Here is a 15,420-nt window from a genome sequence, read left to right as displayed (position 1 = left end):
CTTATGTTGCAAGCTGCCGGGAAGGTGGCAGCCAGGCGACAGGCGTGCTGTCGAAACACACGCAAGACTCAGTAGATGTCCAATCCGAAATACTGTGCCACGTCGCCTTCGGTCCAGTCCTTGATGACATCGCGCTCCAGCAGCACGCGATATTCTGAACGCTGCAGGCCGTCGTTCTGCTGGACGATGCGGCTTTCCAGCGTATAGATGGTCTGGTGGATGCGGGTGGTCATCGAGGCATGTTTGATGATGCTGCCCGCTTGCGGTTCTTGTTGTTCGTCATTGGCAGGGATATCCATCAGCGTCCTCTCATTTCATCTGTGCGCGCCGCGCCAGGATCTTTTCGATCTTTTCCTTGAGCGTGGTGGCGTTGAAGGGTTTGACGATATAGCCATCCGCACCTTCCTGGGCTGCCGTGACGATGTTTTCCTTCTTGGCTTCGGCCGTGATCATCAGCACCGGCAGATGCGCCAGGGAAGGGGTGGAGCGGATCTTCTTGAGCAGGGTCAGGCCATCCATGACCGGCATGTTCCAGTCGGTCAGGACGAAGGTGATGTTGGAGGCGCCGGATTCCAGAATCTTCAGGGCCGTGGAGCCGTCATCGGCTTCCACGATCTTGGTGTATTCGAGTTCCTTGAGCAGGCCGCTGACGATGCGGCGCATCGTCGAAAAATCATCGACGACGAGAAAGTGTTGGTCTGTATCAGCCATGGTGAAAGCTACCTTGAGGGAAAGGTGGGGTGCGCAACAAACAGCAAATCGCGTGCCGGTGCTCCATTGAACGGCAGCGCCGACGGAACCGGCCGGCGCTACCGTACAACGGAGCACCGGGGCCGGCCGGAGCGATTGCCGCGCAGCGCGCGGTCGTGGAGGATCAGCGGATCAGTTGCTCAGTGCCCACTTGCCTGCGCTGTTCTTGCAGTAACGCAATTTCAGCGGTTCGGTGCCACGCTTGCTGGTGACCACCAGGTCCACATTGGCGCAGGGCGGGGTGCTTTGCTCGAAGGCCGGGGTGATCTTGGCCGTGGTGGAGGGCTTGGGGCCATCGGTCCACTGCGAGGTCTTGCCGCTCACGCCGGCGTCCAGGGACGCGGTGATGGCGGCATACAGGGAATTGATCTGTTCTTTCTTCAGATCGGCCACGGCCGTGTTGGAGAAGAAGTCCAGATTGGCCTGCGCGTGTGCCTGATGGCTCAGGACCGCGGCGCAGATCAGGCCAGCGTGGGCGGCCAGCTTCAGGAAGCGGAAGCGGGAGAGGGTACGCTTGTTCATGGCTTGCTCGTTTCTCAATATCGGGGGGTAAGTGGCGTCATCCGCCATCGGGGGGAATGGCGGCGACGTTCCAGCCACTGTTTATACCAGAAGTCACGGTGCGCCCAAACTTGTGCTTGCACGGTAAAGGTCCCGCTTTTCCTGCTTTGCGCTACGATGCGGCTCGTCATAATGCGCCAGACTGATGTCGTTACGTACACGATGCTTGCGCCGCAATTGCTCCGTGCACAGGCCATGCAAACGATTGCAGTGATTCATTTCCAATACAAGAAAAGGGGAAGCGATGAAGTCATGTGTGATGCGTGCCGGCCTGGTCCTGGGCGCACTGAGCGCCATGTTGTCCATCCTGCCAGTTGCGGCATCGGCCCAGGCCCCCGCCACCCCGGCGGTGCAGGCGGTGGCCTCCGGCGTTCGCTATCAGCTGATCGGCCGCTGGGATGTTGACAAGCTCAACACCATTTTGCAAAAGGATACGCCGGCATTCTCCGGTGTCCCCGTCAATTACTCCCCCGCACGCAATGCCGTGCGGCTCTATCGCATCACGTATCCTTCCGTGATCCCGGAGCGCGGCAACCAGCCTATCCTGGCCTCGGGCTTGCTGGCGTTGCCGGATACGCCTGCCCAATCCTATTCGCTGGTGTCCTATCAGCATGGCACCGTGTATGAAAGGCAGCAGGTGCCGTCCTTCCCCGAACAATCGCCCGAAACGCAGTTGATGATTGCCCAGTTCGCCGGGCAGGGCTATGCGCTCATCGGCGCCGATTATTTCGGCATGGGCATTTCCAGCGAGCCGGAAGGCTACATGGTCAAGGGCAGCCACCAGCAAGCCACCTATGACATGCTGCTGGCCGCGCGCAGCGTGCTGGCCAGCATGGGGGTGCGCGAGGACAAGCTGTTTCTCTCCGGGTGGTCGCAGGGTGGTTTCGTGACCATGGCCTTCCTTGAAAAACTGGAAGCGGCCGGCGTCAAGGTCGATGCGGCCACCACCGCCAGTGCGCCGCTGGACGTGTTCGCGCTGCTCGAAGGATTTCTCGCTTTTCCACGCCCCAATGATGCGGCCTGGCTCAACAGCATCGTCATTCTGTCAGCCTTTGCCTTCGAAAATTATTACGGTGTGCCGGGGTTGGCGCGCTCGGTGCTCACTGATGCGGCCTACCCGGTCGCCAAGAATGCCTACGATCGGCAGCCCTTCAATGTGGCCGACATTCCGACCGACCTGCACAAGCTGATGCGGCCGGAATATTTTGACCCGCAGTATTTCGCCCGGTCCGCCTATGGCCGCCTGATCGCGACCACCCAGGCCTATCGCTGGGTGATCCGTTCCGACGTGCGCAATTACTATGGCGAAACGGATGAGGCCATCACCCCCGGCGTGGGCCGTATGGCCATGACCTATGCACAGGCCATGGGTTCGGGGAACACGCGGGTACAGGCGGTCTCCACCGGACCGACTACGCATCGCGGCACCTTTGCCACCGCAGTGCCAGCGTGGAAGCGCTGGTTCGATGAGAAGGTGGCGGGCCGGTAGCGCACCGCCTGAGGAGGTGGTGGTGCAGGCCGGATGGAAGGACGCAAGGGCCGAGCAGACCTGTCTCTGCCCCTCTGTTCCGCCCTGAGGCGGGAGCTCGGCAGGATTATCATTCCGGCACCGGTACCCCCGCCGGCCTCGACTCCTCTTACTCCACAATCCACATGAATCCTCTCCGCCGTCTCCGCCTTGGCCCCCGCCTGGCTGCGGGCTTTGCCGCCCTCCTTTTGTTGCTGGTGATCATCACCTTCATCGGCATCACTCGCATGTCTTCGCTGGACACTACCTCGTCCCAACTGAGCGGTGACATTTATCCCAAGGTCAATGCGGCCCAGAAGATGCAGTACCTGATGATGAATATCGCCCGTTCGGCGCGCAACATCATCATCCTGGACGATGATGCGCAGATGGCCAGCAACAAGCAGTCCATCGACAAGGACCTGGCGGAATTCCAGAAGGCGCTCGAATTTGTCCGCACCCACGTGGTGACCGACGAGGGCCGCCGTCTTGCTGCCCAGGCCGATGAGCAAAGCAAGGCGTATTTCGCTTTCACGGGCGATGTGGTGGCCCTTGGTCTGAAAAACCAGAACATCGAAGGACAGCGCCTGCTGTTCGGTCCGCGCTACAAGACCCAGGGTGATCTGCTGGCCACGCTGCAGCAACTGGTGACCCTGTTCGAGGGACAGATGCGTTCGGCCACTGAGGCCGCCCATGCGACTTACGTTACTTCTGCAACTATCCTCGGCGTCTCGGCGGCGGTGGCGATTCTGCTGGGCTTGATCGCTGCACTGGCCATCAGCCGCTCCATCACCGTACCGATGGCCGATGCCGTCGATGCGGCTCGCAAGGTCGCCAATGGCGACCTGACCAAGACCATCACCGACAGCGCACCGGATGAAACCGGCGACCTGCTCGGTGCGTTGCGCGAGATGAATACGTCACTGGTCGACATCGTTTCCAACGTGCGCACCGGTGCCGATACCATCGCCACCGCGTCGCAGGAAATCGCTGCCGGTAACCAGGACCTGTCGGCACGCACCGAACACCAGGCCAGTTCGCTGGAAGAAACCGCCTCTTCGATGGAGGAGTTGACCTCCACCGTACAGCAAAACAGTGCGAATGCCCGCCAGGCCGCGGAAATGGCACAAGCCGCCTCGCACATCGCCGGGCAGGGCGGTGAGATCGTCGGCGACGTGGTCAGCACCATGGATGCCATCGATGCCTCCGCCCGCAAGATCGTGGACATCATCGGCGTGATCGACGGCATTGCCTTCCAGACCAACATCCTGGCGCTCAACGCCGCGGTGGAAGCGGCACGTGCAGGCGAGCAGGGACGCGGCTTTGCCGTGGTCGCTACCGAAGTGCGCAGCCTGGCCCAGCGTTCGGCGGCGGCCGCCAAGGAGATCAAGGTCCTCATCGGCGACTCTGTGGAGAAGGTCGACTCGGGTGCGCAACTGGTCAAGAAGGCCGGCCAGACCATGGATGAGATCGTGCAGAGCGTGGCCCAGGTCAATACCATCATCGGCCAGATCAGCGCCGCTGGTGAAGAGCAGCGCGCCGGCATCGAGCAGGTACACCAGGCCGTGGCGCAGATGGATGAGGTTACCCAGCAGAATGCGGCGCTGGTCGAGGAGGCGGCCGCCGCTTCACGCTCCATGCAGGGACAGGCCGCCGAACTGGCCGAGAAAGTGGCCGTCTTCCGCTTGCCACAGCAGGCAAGGGGTGCGTAGGGATAAGTCGCCGGGACGGCTCAGGCCGCCTAAGCCCCAGGGAAGCTGTCCAGATATCGGGCAGCTTTTTTTATGGGTGAAGGACGCCGATCACGCGCCATCGCCCGAAACGGAATGAGGAAAGGAATGGGGAAGAAAGCCGCAACCGGAACCGGTTGCGGCCAGGATGCATCAGTTGTCGGGCAGCTCGCCCTTGGCCGCCAGGTCGATGGCGCGCACGATGGCGACGGCTTTTTCGATCACTTCCGCCTGGCTGGAGACGCGCATGCTCTTCTTGAGGTGATGGATGTGATCGCGGGTCTTGCGGCTCACCGGGACGTTGAGGAAGCCATCCGGTTCGGTCAGGAACTGCGGCGGAACTACCACGACGGGCTCGATGGTCTTGGAACGCTTGGGCATGGGTATCTCCCTTGTGATTGGTCTGGAATGACGTTGGTAGAGTGCCTGCGGCAATATAACTTTGATCGTAAAGACAGAAGAACTTATTTCTTCGATTTTACGATTTTTATCTGGCCGCTCTTATCAGGCGGGAATACTGAGGCTGATCTTTGGCGGGATCGCAACAGCGACGATGCCCCCGCTTTTTATTCCTGCTTGGAGATCGTGTCAAGCGAATTTCTAAAGGTTTGCCCTTGTGGACAGGTTTCGCAATGCTTAGATTTTGTACCGCTATCATTCCTGCAGCGGATGGGCTTGTGTTCCGGCTTTCGCTCGGGGGACGCGCATTGGGGGGCATGCAGACCTCGCATGCTTGTTTTCGGAAACCTTATAACTTGATGCAGTACGCTGACTGATATCCGGAGCGATATCAAAGTTCCGGGGCAGAGTCCGGTCATGGAAATGATTTACACCAGCCCCCGGCGGCTGGCATGCTCCTTGCAGAGTCCGGATGGCATGCTGGCGGTCCTGCTCCTGAGCAACGGCCCCGGAATGCGCGCACAGTCAATCGCGTGATTTTCTAAGTGTTTGTACGCTGCCCCGTTTTTGCACGCCACGTCCGACATCCACGACAACAAGGGAACCCTCATGAAGTTCGTCAAGACCATCCTCGCCCTGGCCGCTCTGGCCACCCTCACCGGTACCGCCTGTGCCGACAACCTGGCTGACATCCAGAAAGCCGGTGTGGTCAAGATCGGTGTGCCGCAGGACTTTGCGCCCTATGGCTCGGTCACGTCCGACCTGCAGCTGCAGGGCCTGGACATCGATGTGGCCAAGCTGGTGGCCAAGGGTCTGGGCGTGAAGGCCGAGCTGGTGCCGGTACCGATCTCCAGCCGCATGGCTTTCCTGCAGACGCACAAGATCGATCTCATCATTTCCACGCTGGGCAAGAATGCCGAGCGCGAAAAGGTGATCGATTTCTCGCAGGGCTATGCGCCCTACAACAACAGCGTCTTCGGCGTGGCCGCGATCAAGGTTGCCGGCCCGGCCGACCTGGCCAACCAGACTGTCGGGGTCGCCCGCTCCACCTTCGAGGACCTGATGCTGACCGACAGCGTGCCCAAGAGCACGGTCATCAAGCGCTATGAAGACAACAACGGGCTGATCTCGGCCTATGTCTCGGGCCAGGTGCAGATCGTTGGTACGGGCGACTTCGTGGCCTATGCGCTGGCGGAGAAGACCCCCAACAACAAGCCGCTGCTGAAGTACATCATCAACGTCTCGACCTGCTATGTGGGCATGAACAAGGGAGAACCGGCGCTCATGGCCAAGGTCAACGAAGCGTTGACCGCCTCCAAGAAGAGCGGGGAGCTCAATGGCATCGTCAAGAAGTGGCTCAACGTGCCGCTGCCGGAGAAGATGGCGACCACTTACCAGTAAGCAGTCATCCCTCAGTGAACGGCCCGCATCGAAGTGCGGGCCGTTTTGCTTACTGGAAGGTAGTGGCCATTTTGGCGGGCAAGGGGACGTTCAGCCATTTCTGCACGATGGCATTGAGTTCGCCGCTTTTCTTGGCTGCCGTGAGGACCTCATTGACCTTGCCGAGCAGGGCGGCTTCGCCCTTGTTGAGTCCGACGCTGCAGCTCGATTCATTGATGATGTACTTGAGCACGGGCTTGTTGCCCGGTGCCTTCTCCGCCAGTGCATAGGCGACGAAATCGCCCGTGCCGACCAGTTGCACCTGGCCGGAGACATAGGCCGAGATCATGGCATTGTTGTCTTCGTAGCGCTTGATGGTGGCGCTCTTCGGGGCGGTATCGGTGAGCTGCAGATCCTGGAAGGTGCCACGTGCCACGCCCACGGTCTTGCCTGCCAGATCGGCCGGACCGCTTACCTGTACCGAGGCCACCCCGAAGACGCTGTTGTTGTAGGGCGCATAGGATTGCGAGAAATCGATCACCTTTTCGCGCTCGGCGTTCTTGCCGAGGGTGGAGATGACCAGATCCGCCTTGTGCGTCTGCAGGTAGGCGATGCGGTTGGCGCTGGCCACCGGCACCAGCTGCACCTTGACGCCCATCTTCTGCGCGATCAGCTTGGCCACGTCGATATCCAGCCCTTGCAGCTGCAGGTCGGAGGTCACCGAACCGAAGGGGGCGAAGTCCTGCGGCACGGCGATGCGCACCGTGCCCGCCTTCTGGATATCGGCCAGTGCATCCGCCTGCGCGACTTGGGTGGACAGGCCCAGCAGGGCCAGCGAGACGGCGAGCACCGGTTTGGCAAATTTCATGTGATCCCTTTCGTTGAATGGACTGTATCGTGCCGGGCGGGTTTGCAATGACCATGCCAGCAGGCGTGCGGCTACTGAGCAACTGAAGTTGGTTGAGCGTGCACGCTGGCCGCATCGATGCGGGCGATGCTGATCCGGCATGGCGTCATGCCGATTGGGACTGGCTGATGGCGGGGCGGGGAGGGGCGATCTTGGGGCGGGGGTTCACCAAGTTTGCGCTTGTCCCGCTGCTCGATAATTCGGGATGGTTGGACGAAAAAAAGCCACGGATCACTCCGTGGCTTGCAGTAAAACACACCGGCCTGCCGCTATGCACGCTTCTGCGGTGCTCCCGGCTCTGCGGGACACACCGGCGGTGTGACAGGGAGACGGTGCAGTCTGCCCGAGTGCATCAGAAGGCCGGAACGACTGCGCCCTTGTACTTCTCTTCGATGAACTTCTTCACGTCCGGGGTATTCAAGGCGGCGGCCAGCTTCTTGATGGCGGCGCTGTCCTTGTTGTCTTCACGCGCCACCAGCAGGTTGGCATAGGGCGAGTTCGCATCTTCGATGAACAGCGAATCCTTGACCGGGTTCAGCTTGGCTTCCAGCGCATAGTTGGTGTTGATCAGGGCGACGTCGACCTGGTTCAGCACGCGCGGCAGGGTAGCCGCTTCCAGGGCGCGGAACTTCAGCTTCTTGGGGTTTTCCACGATGTCCTTCTGGGTCGAGGAAATGTTGGAGCTGTCCTTGAGCTTGATCAGGCCATTGCGGGCCAGCAGCAGCAGGGCACGGCCCGAGTTGGACGGATCATTGGGGATGGCGATGGTGGCACCGTCAGGAATGTCGGCGACCTTCTTGAACTTCTGCGAGTAGGCGGCGAAGGGCTCGACGTGGACCTTGGCTACCGGCACTTCGATGTCGTTCTTGTGGCTCTTCTTGAACTGGTCCAGGTAGGGCTGGTGCAGGAAGAAGTTGCCATCGACCTGCTTCTCGTTGGTTTGTGCGGCTGGCTGGATGTAATCGGTGAAGACCTTGACCTGCAGTTCAATGCCTTCCTTGGCCAGGGTCGGCTTGATGTGTTCCAGGATCTCGGCATGCGGCACGGGTGTGGCGGCAATCACCAGCTTGTCGGCGGCGTGGGCGCCAACGCTGAAGGCCAGGGCGGCACCGGCCACCAGTTGAGGGATCAGTTTGCGGATCATGGTTCTCTCCATTCTTTTGTAATGACTATCGATTGAACGTCGGTTGACGTGGTGTGGGAGCGTCCCTCGTGGGGAGCGCACCCGGAAAAACATGGACTGCCGTTTCTTGCTGCCTTACTTGCGGGTGAAGCGCAGCACCAGGCGGTCGCCAAAGAACTGCAGCAACTGCACCAGCACTACCAGGATGGCCACCGTGACCACCATCACTTCGGTCTGGAAGCGCTGGTAGCCATAGCGAATGGCCAGGTCGCCCAGGCCGCCGCCACCGATCACGCCCGACATCGCGGCATACGACATCAGGGTGATCGCGGTGATGGTCACCGCCGCCAGCAGGCCCGGCAGGGCTTCGGGCAAGAGCGCGCCAAAAATGATCTGGCGACGCCCTGCCCCCATGGCGGTACAGGCTTCGAGAATGCCGCGGTCGATTTCGCGCAGCACGCTTTCTGTCAGGCGGGCAAAGAAGGGGGCCGTACCGATCACCAGCGGCGGAATGGCGCCGGTCACGCCCAGCGAGGTGCCGACCAGCCACAGCGTGAAGGGGATCAGCAGGATCAGCAAAATCAGGAAGGGTACCGAGCGCAGCACGTTGACCACCAGCGACAGCACCCAGTACAGCCCACGTTGTTCCAGCAACTGGCCGCGGTTGGTCAGGAACAGCAGGATGCCCAGCGGCAGTCCCAGCAAGACCGTGAAGAACAGCGAGCCGCCGGTCATGGCCAGGGTTTCCACGGTGGCGTCGCCGACCTCGCTCCAGTCGATGACCGACAGGTCGATCTGGCCCACCAGGGCAGACAGGGAAGACAGCGCGCTCATGCCAGCACCTCATGATCGATACCGGAATCGCGCAAGCGCGCCAGGACTTCTCCGACAGCCTCATCACCGCCCGAGAATTCGACCAGCAATTGTCCATAGGGCGTGTCCTTGATGCGCGAGACGGTGCCGCGCACGATGGTGGCCAGCGCGGTGGTTGCCGCCGTCAGTTGCGACAGGATGGGTTGTGCCGCCACTTCACCGGCATAGGTCAGACGCACCAGCGCGCCATCGGGGCGGCGCTGGTAGAGCGTGTCGCTGGCATCCCAGGCGTGGCTTTCGGCCAGCAGCGAACGCGTCACGGCGTGCTGCGGACGCAGGAAGATGTCGACCACGCGGCCCTGTTCGGCCAGCGCGCCCTGGTCCAGCACGGCGACACGGTCGCAGATGCTGCGGATGACTTCCATCTCGTGCGTGATCAGCACGATGGTCAGGCCGAGCTTGCGGTTGATGTCCAGCAGCAGGCGCAGGATGGACTGGGTAGTCTCGGGATCCAGCGCCGAGGTCGCTTCGTCGCACAGCAGCAGGCGCGGCGAATTGGCCAGCGCGCGGGCGATGCCCACGCGCTGTTTCTGGCCACCGGACAATTGCGCCGGATACTGGTCGCGGTGCGCGTCCAGCCCCACCAGCTCCAGCAGTTCAGTCACGCGCGCGGCGCGCTGCTCGCGCGTATAGCGGCCGGTAATCTTGAGGGGCCAGTCGATGTTCTGTGCCACCGTCTTGGCATTGAGCAAATTGAAATGCTGGAAGATCATCCCCACGCGCTGGCGCAGGCCCAGCAGGGCTTCATGGCCCAGGCCGGTGATGTCTTCGCCGTCGATGATGACGCGCCCGCTGTCGGGGCGTTCGAGGACGTTGAGGGTGCGGATCAGGGTACTCTTGCCGGCGCCGGAGCGGCCGATGATGCCGAAGATCTCTCCCTGAGCGATATCCAGGTTGATGTCCTGCAGCGCGATGATGTCGCGCTGGCCGGCACGGTAAGTCTTGTGGAGTTGCTCGATGCGAATCACGTTGGTCAGTTCTAAGGAAACGGCCCCGAGTCTAACCGGGCGTGACCCACGTGAGAACTTATAAAAAGTTCTTAGCTTATGAGAGAAAAAGCTAGTTGAAACCTAACAAGCGGGAATGATGGAGACGGCGCGCATCTTGTCTGAAAACTAAGCTCGCCGCTCCATCCGTCTTAATGCGCCGCCAGCAGTTCCGCCTCGACCTCATGCGCCAGCACCTGCCGCACGGTGGCCACGACGTAATCGATCTCGGCCTCGGTCGTGCCGCGCCCCAGCGAAAAACGCACGGCATTGCGTGCCACGTCGGGCGAACGGCCGATGGCCAGCAGCACGAAGGAGGGCGCCGCAGCCGCCGAATTACAGGCCGAACCGGCCGACACCGCGATGCCCAGCAACTGGCTGCCCAGCGTGCCGTAGCGTGTGGGCGGGAAGCTCACGTTGAGGTTGTGCGGCACGCGCGCCTCGGCGCTGCCATTCAACTGCACGCCCGGCAGGTCCGCCAGGCCGGCCCAGAGGCGGTCACGCAGGGCGCGGATGCGGCGTCCTTCTTCTTCCAGCAAGTCACCGGCCAGTGCAAAGGCTTCGCCCATGCCCACGATCTGGTGCGTGGCCAGGGTACCGGAGCGCATGCCGTTCTCATGGCCGCCGCCGTCGATCTGGGCTTCCAGCTTCAGGGCCGGATTGTGGCGGACATACAGCGCGCCTATGCCTTTGGGGCCATAGACCTTGTGCGCCGAGAAGGACATCAGGTCCACCTTCAGCTGCTGCAGGTCGATGGCGATCTTGCCGGCTGCCTGTACCGCATCGACGTGAAAGACCACACCGTGCTCGGCACACACTTCACCCAGCTCGGCAATGGGCTGTATCACGCCGATCTCGTTGTTGACATACATCACCGAGGCCAGCAGCGTGTCCGGCCGCAACGCCGCACGGAACTGGGCCGGCGTGATGAGGCCATCGGCACCGGGCTGCAGGTAGGTGACCTCGAAGCCGGACTTTTCCAGCGTATGCATGGTGTCCAGCACGGCCTTGTGCTCGGTGGCCACCGTGATGAGGTGCTTGCCGCGCCCCTGGGCGCGCAGCGCGTGGGCACAGCCTTTGAGGGCCAGGTTGTTGGATTCGGTCGCGCCCGAGGTCCAGATGATTTCATCGGGACGGGCACCGACCAGGCCGGCCACCTGGGCACGCGCCTTGTCCACCGCGCGCCGCGCTTCCCAGCCAAAGGGATGGGAGCTGCTGGCCGCATTGCCGAATTTTTCGGTGAGGAAGTCGCACATGACACGCGCCACGTGCGGATCGACCGGCGTGGTAGCGCCGTAGTCCAAGTAGATGGGGAAGCGAAGATCGGCCGGCGGGCGACAGGGAGCAGGGGCGTTCATGACGGTGTTCCGGAGAGTCCAGAGGGTTCCAGTTGAGCAGGGTGGCCAGGGGCCTGGTCATACAGTAACGCCGCAGCCGTTATTTGGAAAACGACTTTGCGCTTATTTGTATATACGAAATTCGAAAATTGCCCGCAGGCATTCCGTTTGGCCAGGCCGCAAGGCAGGAGGGCAGCGGGATTCCCGGTCACATGCCACCTCCTGCATTTGCTTATACAAAATTATTATACTGAAATAGAATACAAGCAAACCTATAATTCGAAAATCATATGCAAGGACCTTGATCAAGGAATGCGATTTCGATGGATCTGAATCAGCTGGAGGCATTTGCGGCCGTAATGACCCTGGGGAGCGTGACCGGTGCCGGCCGCAGCCTGGGCCGTTCGCAGCCCGCCGTCAGCAAGGCCATCGGCGAACTGGAGGCCGAGCTGGGCTACGCCCTGTTCGACCGCAACGGTCCGCGCGTCACGCCCACGGCCAAGGCCTTCCTGCTCTATGAGGAAGTGGAGCGCTCACTGGTGGGCCTGCGCAGCATCCGCGAACGGGCGCAGGAAATCGCCCGTGAAGAAGTCCATCCGGTCCATCTGGTCGCCACCCCCGCGCTGGCCTCCACCATCGCCCCGGCGGCCCTGCAATTGCTGGCCGCCGACAAGGAGCGCGCCTTTCCTGAGCACGTCCATTTGCGCAGCGCCTCGGCCGAGCAGGTCGTGCATGCGGTCCTGCATCGCACCGTCAGCCTGGGGCTGACCTCGCTGCCGGTGGCCCATCGCGGGCTGGACCTGCACTGGATCGGCGAAGCGCCGTGCGTGGCGGTGGTGCGCGCCGATCATCCGCTGGCGGGCAAGGACAAGCTCACCCGCGCCGCCTTGCGCGGCCAGCGCGTCATCACCATGTCCAACCGCTATCGCCTGCGCCAGCGCGTGGAGGTCGCATTGGGCGAGGACAGCCAGCTCGATGTTGCCATCGATACCAACACCTCCTTCAATGCCATCATGGCGGCCCGCGCCGGGCTGGGCGTGGCGCTGGTGGAACCGGCCACGGCCTATGGCATGCCCATCGAGGGCATGGTGGTCAAGCGGCTGGCGATGGAGATTCCGTTTTATTTTGGCGTGGTCACGCCCTATGGCAAGCCGGTCGAGGGCGTCACGCAACGCCTGATCGATGCCGTGGAAAAGGCCGCCCGCAGCACCTTGCAGGGCTTCGTCAAGCGCGATGCCAGCCTGCACGATGAATTGTTGTAAATGATTTTGCAGCACGCAGTACCGTAGTAAAACCCAAGCAAGCAGCGTCAACCGGGAAGGGCGTTGCATCACAAAACCCGAATCGAGACGATCGCAGGCCTGTGCCGGCGACGTCTCTTCATGCTTTTGACGAGGCACTATGCACGACACCGAACCGACCCTGATTCCCGTTGCCCCCCCGCAAGGACTGGCCGCCCTGGAGGCGCGCGTACGCCAGGACCTGCAATGGCTGGCGCTGCCCGGCAAGTCCTGGACCCCGGCCACCCTGCGCGACGGCGTGCCGGTGATCGACGTGGCCATCATCGGTGGCGGCCAGGCCGGCATGGCGGCCTCAGTGGCGCTGTCGCACCTGGGCATTCCCAATGTGATCTATGACCAGTCGCCCAAGGACTTCGAAGGCCCTTGGGCCACCACTGCGCGCATGGAAACCCTGCGTTCCCCCAAGACCCTGACCGGCCCGGCGCTGGGCTTCCCGGCGCTGACCTTCCGCGCCTGGTACGAGGCCCAGTTCGGGCTGGACGCCTGGGAAGCGCTGGACAAGATCCCGCGCCTGCAATGGATGGATTACCTGCGCTGGTTCCGCCGCGTCATGCAGCTCGATATCCGCAACGAACACCGCGTGCTGGCCGTGCAGCCGCGCGCCGACGGCATCGTGGCGCTACAGCTGCAATCGCCTGCCGGTACCTCGACCGTGCTGGCGCGCCGCGTGGTGGTGGCCACCGGCCGCGATGGCCTGGGGGGCGCCAGCGTACCGCCGCTGGCCGCGCAGCTGCCGCGCGAACGCTGGGCGCATTCCTCGGACGTCTACGACTATGCCAGCCTGAAGGGCAAGCGCGTGGGCGTGGTTGGCGGTGGTTCGTCGGCCATGGACAGCGCCGCCACGGCGCTGGAAGAGGGCGCGGCGCGGGTCGACCTGCTGATCCGCCGCAAGGAACTGCCGCGCATCAACAAGGGCAAGGGCGCGGGCAATCCGGGCCTGGTCAACGGCCATCTGCATCTGCCCGATGCCTGGAAATGGCGCATTCGCCATTACGTCAACGTGCAGCAGGTGCCGCCGCCTTCGGGCAGCACGCGCCGCGTCTCGCGCTTTGCCAATGCCCGCTTCCTGCTGGGCACGGCGATTGAATCCGTTGAGGTCAAGCCGGATGGGGCGCTGCTGCTGCAGACCAACCGTGGTCCGCTGGAACTGGATTTCCTGTTCTTCTCCACCGGTTTCAAGATCGACTGGAGCGTGCGCAGCGAGTTCAAGGACATCGCCCCGCATGTCCTCAACTGGAGCGACCGCTACACGCCGCCCGTCGGCGAAGAAGACGAGGAACTGGCCGACTCGCCCTACCTGGGCCCGGTGTTCGAGTTCCAGCAGAGGACGCCGGGCAGCCTGCCGGGCCTGGAGCGCGTGCATTGCTTCTGCTATCCGGCCGCCGCCAGCCATGGCACGGTCTCCGGCGACATCCCGGCCATCAGTGATGGAGCCTACCGCCTGGCGCAGGGCATTGCCGCGCTGATGTACAGCGAGGACATCGACTACCACTACCGCAACATCCAGGCCTATGAAGAACCGGAACTGGAAGGCGACGAGTGGACCGAATCCCCGTGGGAGCTGCCCGCATGAGTGGGGCCATCGCAAAGAGCGTGCTGCAGGCGCTGATGGTGGTGCTGTTGATGACGGTGATCGTCTTCTTCGGCCTGCACATGATCGGCAACCCGGTCGATATCCTGATCGGCCAGGACGTGGACCAGGTGGACCGCCTGCGCATCATCAAGGAACTGGGACTGGACCAGCCGGTGTGGCGCCAGTACCTGGCCTTCCTCAATGGCGCGCTGCACGGCAACCTGGGCAACAGTTTCGTCTACAACACCCCGGCCATCCTGCTGATCTTCCAGCGCCTGCCGGCCACGCTGGAACTGGCCGTGGCGGCATTGCTGCTGGCCCTGGCCGTGGGCGTGCCGCTGGGGCTGTTCGCAGGCATGAAGCCGGATCATCCGTTCTCGCGCCTGGTGATGACCACCAGCATCTTCGGTTTTTCGCTGCCGACCTTCTGGATCGGGCTGATGCTGATCATGGCCTTCTCGGTCACGCTGGGCTGGCTGCCTTCGGGCGGACGCGGCCAGACTGCCGAACTGTTCGGCGTGCAATGGTCGTGGCTGACCGCCGATGGCTGGCGGCACATGATCCTTCCGGCCATCAATCTCTCGCTGTTCAAGATCTCGCTGGTGATTCGCCTCACCCGTGCCAACGTGCGTGAGGTGCTGCCGATGGACTACGTGAAGTTTGCGCGTGCGAAGGGCTTGTCGCCGGCACGCGTGGTACTGATGTACGTGCTGCGCAATACGCTCATTCCGCTGGTGACCGTGGTCGGGCTGGAGTTTGGCTCCACCATTGCCTTTGCGGTCGTTACCGAAAGCATCTTTGCCTGGCCCGGTGCGGGCAAGCTGATCCTGGACAGCATCAATGCATTGGATCGTCCGGTCATCGTGGCTTACCTGATGGTGATCGTCTGCATGTTCGTCACCATCAACCTGGTGGTGGATGTGCTCTACAAATTGCTGGATCCGCGCGTGCGGGTGGAGGCCCGTGCATGAGCGCGCCGCAGACCGAAGTGAC

Annotated in this window: 15 protein-coding genes; 6 read left to right on the top strand and 9 right to left on the bottom strand. The window is 62.3% G+C overall.

Translation table 11 applies throughout. The features are described 5' to 3' along the window. Positions 1-68: 68 nt before the first annotated feature. The 3 genes from J2X56_RS12505 to J2X56_RS12495 all read right to left on the bottom strand — a co-directional run bounded on the left by J2X56_RS12505 (position 69) and on the right by J2X56_RS12495 (position 1,272). The gene (locus J2X56_RS12505) at positions 69-299 is read right to left on the bottom strand and encodes a hypothetical protein (protein ID WP_134134888.1); all 231 of its coding nucleotides are present in this window, start codon (positions 297-299) and stop codon (positions 69-71) included. A 10-nt stretch (positions 300-309) separates the two neighbouring features. Then, positions 310-711 (bottom strand): response regulator, encoded by a 402-nt coding sequence (locus tag J2X56_RS12500; RefSeq protein WP_034339540.1) that lies wholly within the window; start codon positions 709-711, stop codon positions 310-312. 171 nt (positions 712-882) lie between these two features. Beyond that, entirely contained in the window at positions 883-1,272 is a 390-nt protein-coding gene (locus tag J2X56_RS12495; RefSeq protein ID WP_121038692.1) for a hypothetical protein, read from the bottom strand. 283 nt (positions 1,273-1,555) lie between these two features. Here J2X56_RS12495 and J2X56_RS12490 point away from each other — a divergent pair, with 283 nt between their 5' ends. Next, positions 1,556-2,800, top strand: a complete 1,245-nt coding sequence (locus J2X56_RS12490; protein ID WP_310160561.1) for an alpha/beta hydrolase — start codon at positions 1,556-1,558, stop codon at positions 2,798-2,800. Between the two features lie 164 nt (positions 2,801-2,964). Beyond that, the gene (locus tag J2X56_RS12485; RefSeq protein ID WP_121038698.1) at positions 2,965-4,530 is read left to right on the top strand and encodes a methyl-accepting chemotaxis protein; all 1,566 of its coding nucleotides are present in this window, start codon (positions 2,965-2,967) and stop codon (positions 4,528-4,530) included. Positions 4,531-4,701: 171 nt separating this feature from the next. Here J2X56_RS12485 and J2X56_RS12480 read toward each other — a convergent pair whose 3' ends face one another. Next, positions 4,702-4,929, bottom strand: a complete 228-nt coding sequence (locus J2X56_RS12480; protein WP_034339550.1) for a hypothetical protein — start codon at positions 4,927-4,929, stop codon at positions 4,702-4,704. 627 nt (positions 4,930-5,556) lie between these two features. Between J2X56_RS12480 and J2X56_RS12475 the strand changes: the two genes are divergently transcribed. Beyond that, on the top strand, positions 5,557-6,348 hold the full coding sequence (locus J2X56_RS12475) for a transporter substrate-binding domain-containing protein (RefSeq protein WP_134134890.1): 792 nt from the start codon (positions 5,557-5,559) through the stop codon (positions 6,346-6,348). A 49-nt stretch (positions 6,349-6,397) separates the two neighbouring features. Here the strand turns inward: J2X56_RS12475 and J2X56_RS12470 are convergent, their stop codons facing one another. From J2X56_RS12470 to J2X56_RS12450, 5 genes are all read right to left on the bottom strand, one after another. Then, the gene (locus tag J2X56_RS12470) at positions 6,398-7,195 is read right to left on the bottom strand and encodes a transporter substrate-binding domain-containing protein (RefSeq protein ID WP_034339564.1); all 798 of its coding nucleotides are present in this window, start codon (positions 7,193-7,195) and stop codon (positions 6,398-6,400) included. Between the two features lie 391 nt (positions 7,196-7,586). Next, positions 7,587-8,378: a MetQ/NlpA family ABC transporter substrate-binding protein gene (locus J2X56_RS12465; protein ID WP_310160560.1), complete on the bottom strand. Its 792-nt coding sequence runs from the start codon at positions 8,376-8,378 to the stop codon at positions 7,587-7,589. A 114-nt stretch (positions 8,379-8,492) separates the two neighbouring features. Further along, positions 8,493-9,191, bottom strand: coding sequence for a methionine ABC transporter permease (locus J2X56_RS12460; RefSeq protein WP_310160559.1), 699 nt, complete (start codon positions 9,189-9,191; stop codon positions 8,493-8,495). Then, entirely contained in the window at positions 9,188-10,198 is a 1,011-nt protein-coding gene (locus J2X56_RS12455) for a methionine ABC transporter ATP-binding protein (protein WP_121038707.1), read from the bottom strand. The genes J2X56_RS12460 and J2X56_RS12455 overlap by 4 nt, the downstream gene beginning before the upstream one ends. Before the next feature lie 170 nt (positions 10,199-10,368). Continuing rightward, complete coding sequence (locus J2X56_RS12450; protein ID WP_121038710.1) at positions 10,369-11,574, bottom strand: aminotransferase class V-fold PLP-dependent enzyme; 1,206 nt, start codon at positions 11,572-11,574, stop codon at positions 10,369-10,371. 302 nt (positions 11,575-11,876) lie between these two features. Here J2X56_RS12450 and J2X56_RS12445 point away from each other — a divergent pair, with 302 nt between their 5' ends. The 3 genes from J2X56_RS12445 (at position 11,877) to J2X56_RS12435 (ending at position 15,398) form a co-directional block, all read left to right on the top strand. Next, complete coding sequence (locus tag J2X56_RS12445) at positions 11,877-12,815, top strand: LysR family transcriptional regulator (protein WP_310160558.1); 939 nt, start codon at positions 11,877-11,879, stop codon at positions 12,813-12,815. 139 nt (positions 12,816-12,954) lie between these two features. Then, on the top strand, positions 12,955-14,427 hold the full coding sequence (locus J2X56_RS12440; protein ID WP_310160557.1) for an NAD(P)/FAD-dependent oxidoreductase: 1,473 nt from the start codon (positions 12,955-12,957) through the stop codon (positions 14,425-14,427). Further along, positions 14,424-15,398, top strand: a complete 975-nt coding sequence (locus tag J2X56_RS12435; protein WP_039786022.1) for an ABC transporter permease — start codon at positions 14,424-14,426, stop codon at positions 15,396-15,398. Before J2X56_RS12440 ends, J2X56_RS12435 begins: the two co-directional genes overlap by 4 nt. The last annotated feature ends 22 nt before the right edge of the window (positions 15,399-15,420 follow it).

The organism is Herbaspirillum sp. 1173 (assembly GCF_031455335.1).
GTDB classification, from domain to species: Bacteria; Pseudomonadota; Gammaproteobacteria; order Burkholderiales; family Burkholderiaceae_D; genus Herbaspirillum; species Herbaspirillum huttiense.
Note: the sequence above shows the minus strand (reverse complement) of the source record. Positions and strands in the feature narration are given on the sequence as shown.

What these genes read in the sequence shown, in the direction of transcription:
- J2X56_RS12480 (WP_034339550.1), bottom strand. Translation starts at nt 4,929, where the DNA reads ATGCCCAAGCGTTCCAAGACCATCGAGCCCGTCGTGGTAGTTCCGCCG.
- J2X56_RS12445 (WP_310160558.1), top strand. Translation starts at nt 11,877, where the DNA reads ATGGATCTGAATCAGCTGGAGGCATTTGCGGCCGTAATGACCCTGGGG.
- J2X56_RS12475 (WP_134134890.1), top strand. Translation starts at nt 5,557, where the DNA reads ATGAAGTTCGTCAAGACCATCCTCGCCCTGGCCGCTCTGGCCACCCTC.
- J2X56_RS12450 (WP_121038710.1), bottom strand. Translation starts at nt 11,574, where the DNA reads ATGAACGCCCCTGCTCCCTGTCGCCCGCCGGCCGATCTTCGCTTCCCC.
- J2X56_RS12500 (WP_034339540.1), bottom strand. Translation starts at nt 711, where the DNA reads ATGGCTGATACAGACCAACACTTTCTCGTCGTCGATGATTTTTCGACG.
- J2X56_RS12435 (WP_039786022.1), top strand. Translation starts at nt 14,424, where the DNA reads ATGAGTGGGGCCATCGCAAAGAGCGTGCTGCAGGCGCTGATGGTGGTG.
- J2X56_RS12470 (WP_034339564.1), bottom strand. Translation starts at nt 7,195, where the DNA reads ATGAAATTTGCCAAACCGGTGCTCGCCGTCTCGCTGGCCCTGCTGGGC.
- J2X56_RS12495 (WP_121038692.1), bottom strand. Translation starts at nt 1,272, where the DNA reads ATGAACAAGCGTACCCTCTCCCGCTTCCGCTTCCTGAAGCTGGCCGCC.
- J2X56_RS12485 (WP_121038698.1), top strand. Translation starts at nt 2,965, where the DNA reads ATGAATCCTCTCCGCCGTCTCCGCCTTGGCCCCCGCCTGGCTGCGGGC.
- J2X56_RS12460 (WP_310160559.1), bottom strand. Translation starts at nt 9,191, where the DNA reads ATGAGCGCGCTGTCTTCCCTGTCTGCCCTGGTGGGCCAGATCGACCTG.
- J2X56_RS12465 (WP_310160560.1), bottom strand. Translation starts at nt 8,378, where the DNA reads ATGATCCGCAAACTGATCCCTCAACTGGTGGCCGGTGCCGCCCTGGCC.
- J2X56_RS12505 (WP_134134888.1), bottom strand. Translation starts at nt 299, where the DNA reads ATGGATATCCCTGCCAATGACGAACAACAAGAACCGCAAGCGGGCAGC.
- J2X56_RS12440 (WP_310160557.1), top strand. Translation starts at nt 12,955, where the DNA reads ATGCACGACACCGAACCGACCCTGATTCCCGTTGCCCCCCCGCAAGGA.
- J2X56_RS12490 (WP_310160561.1), top strand. Translation starts at nt 1,556, where the DNA reads ATGAAGTCATGTGTGATGCGTGCCGGCCTGGTCCTGGGCGCACTGAGC.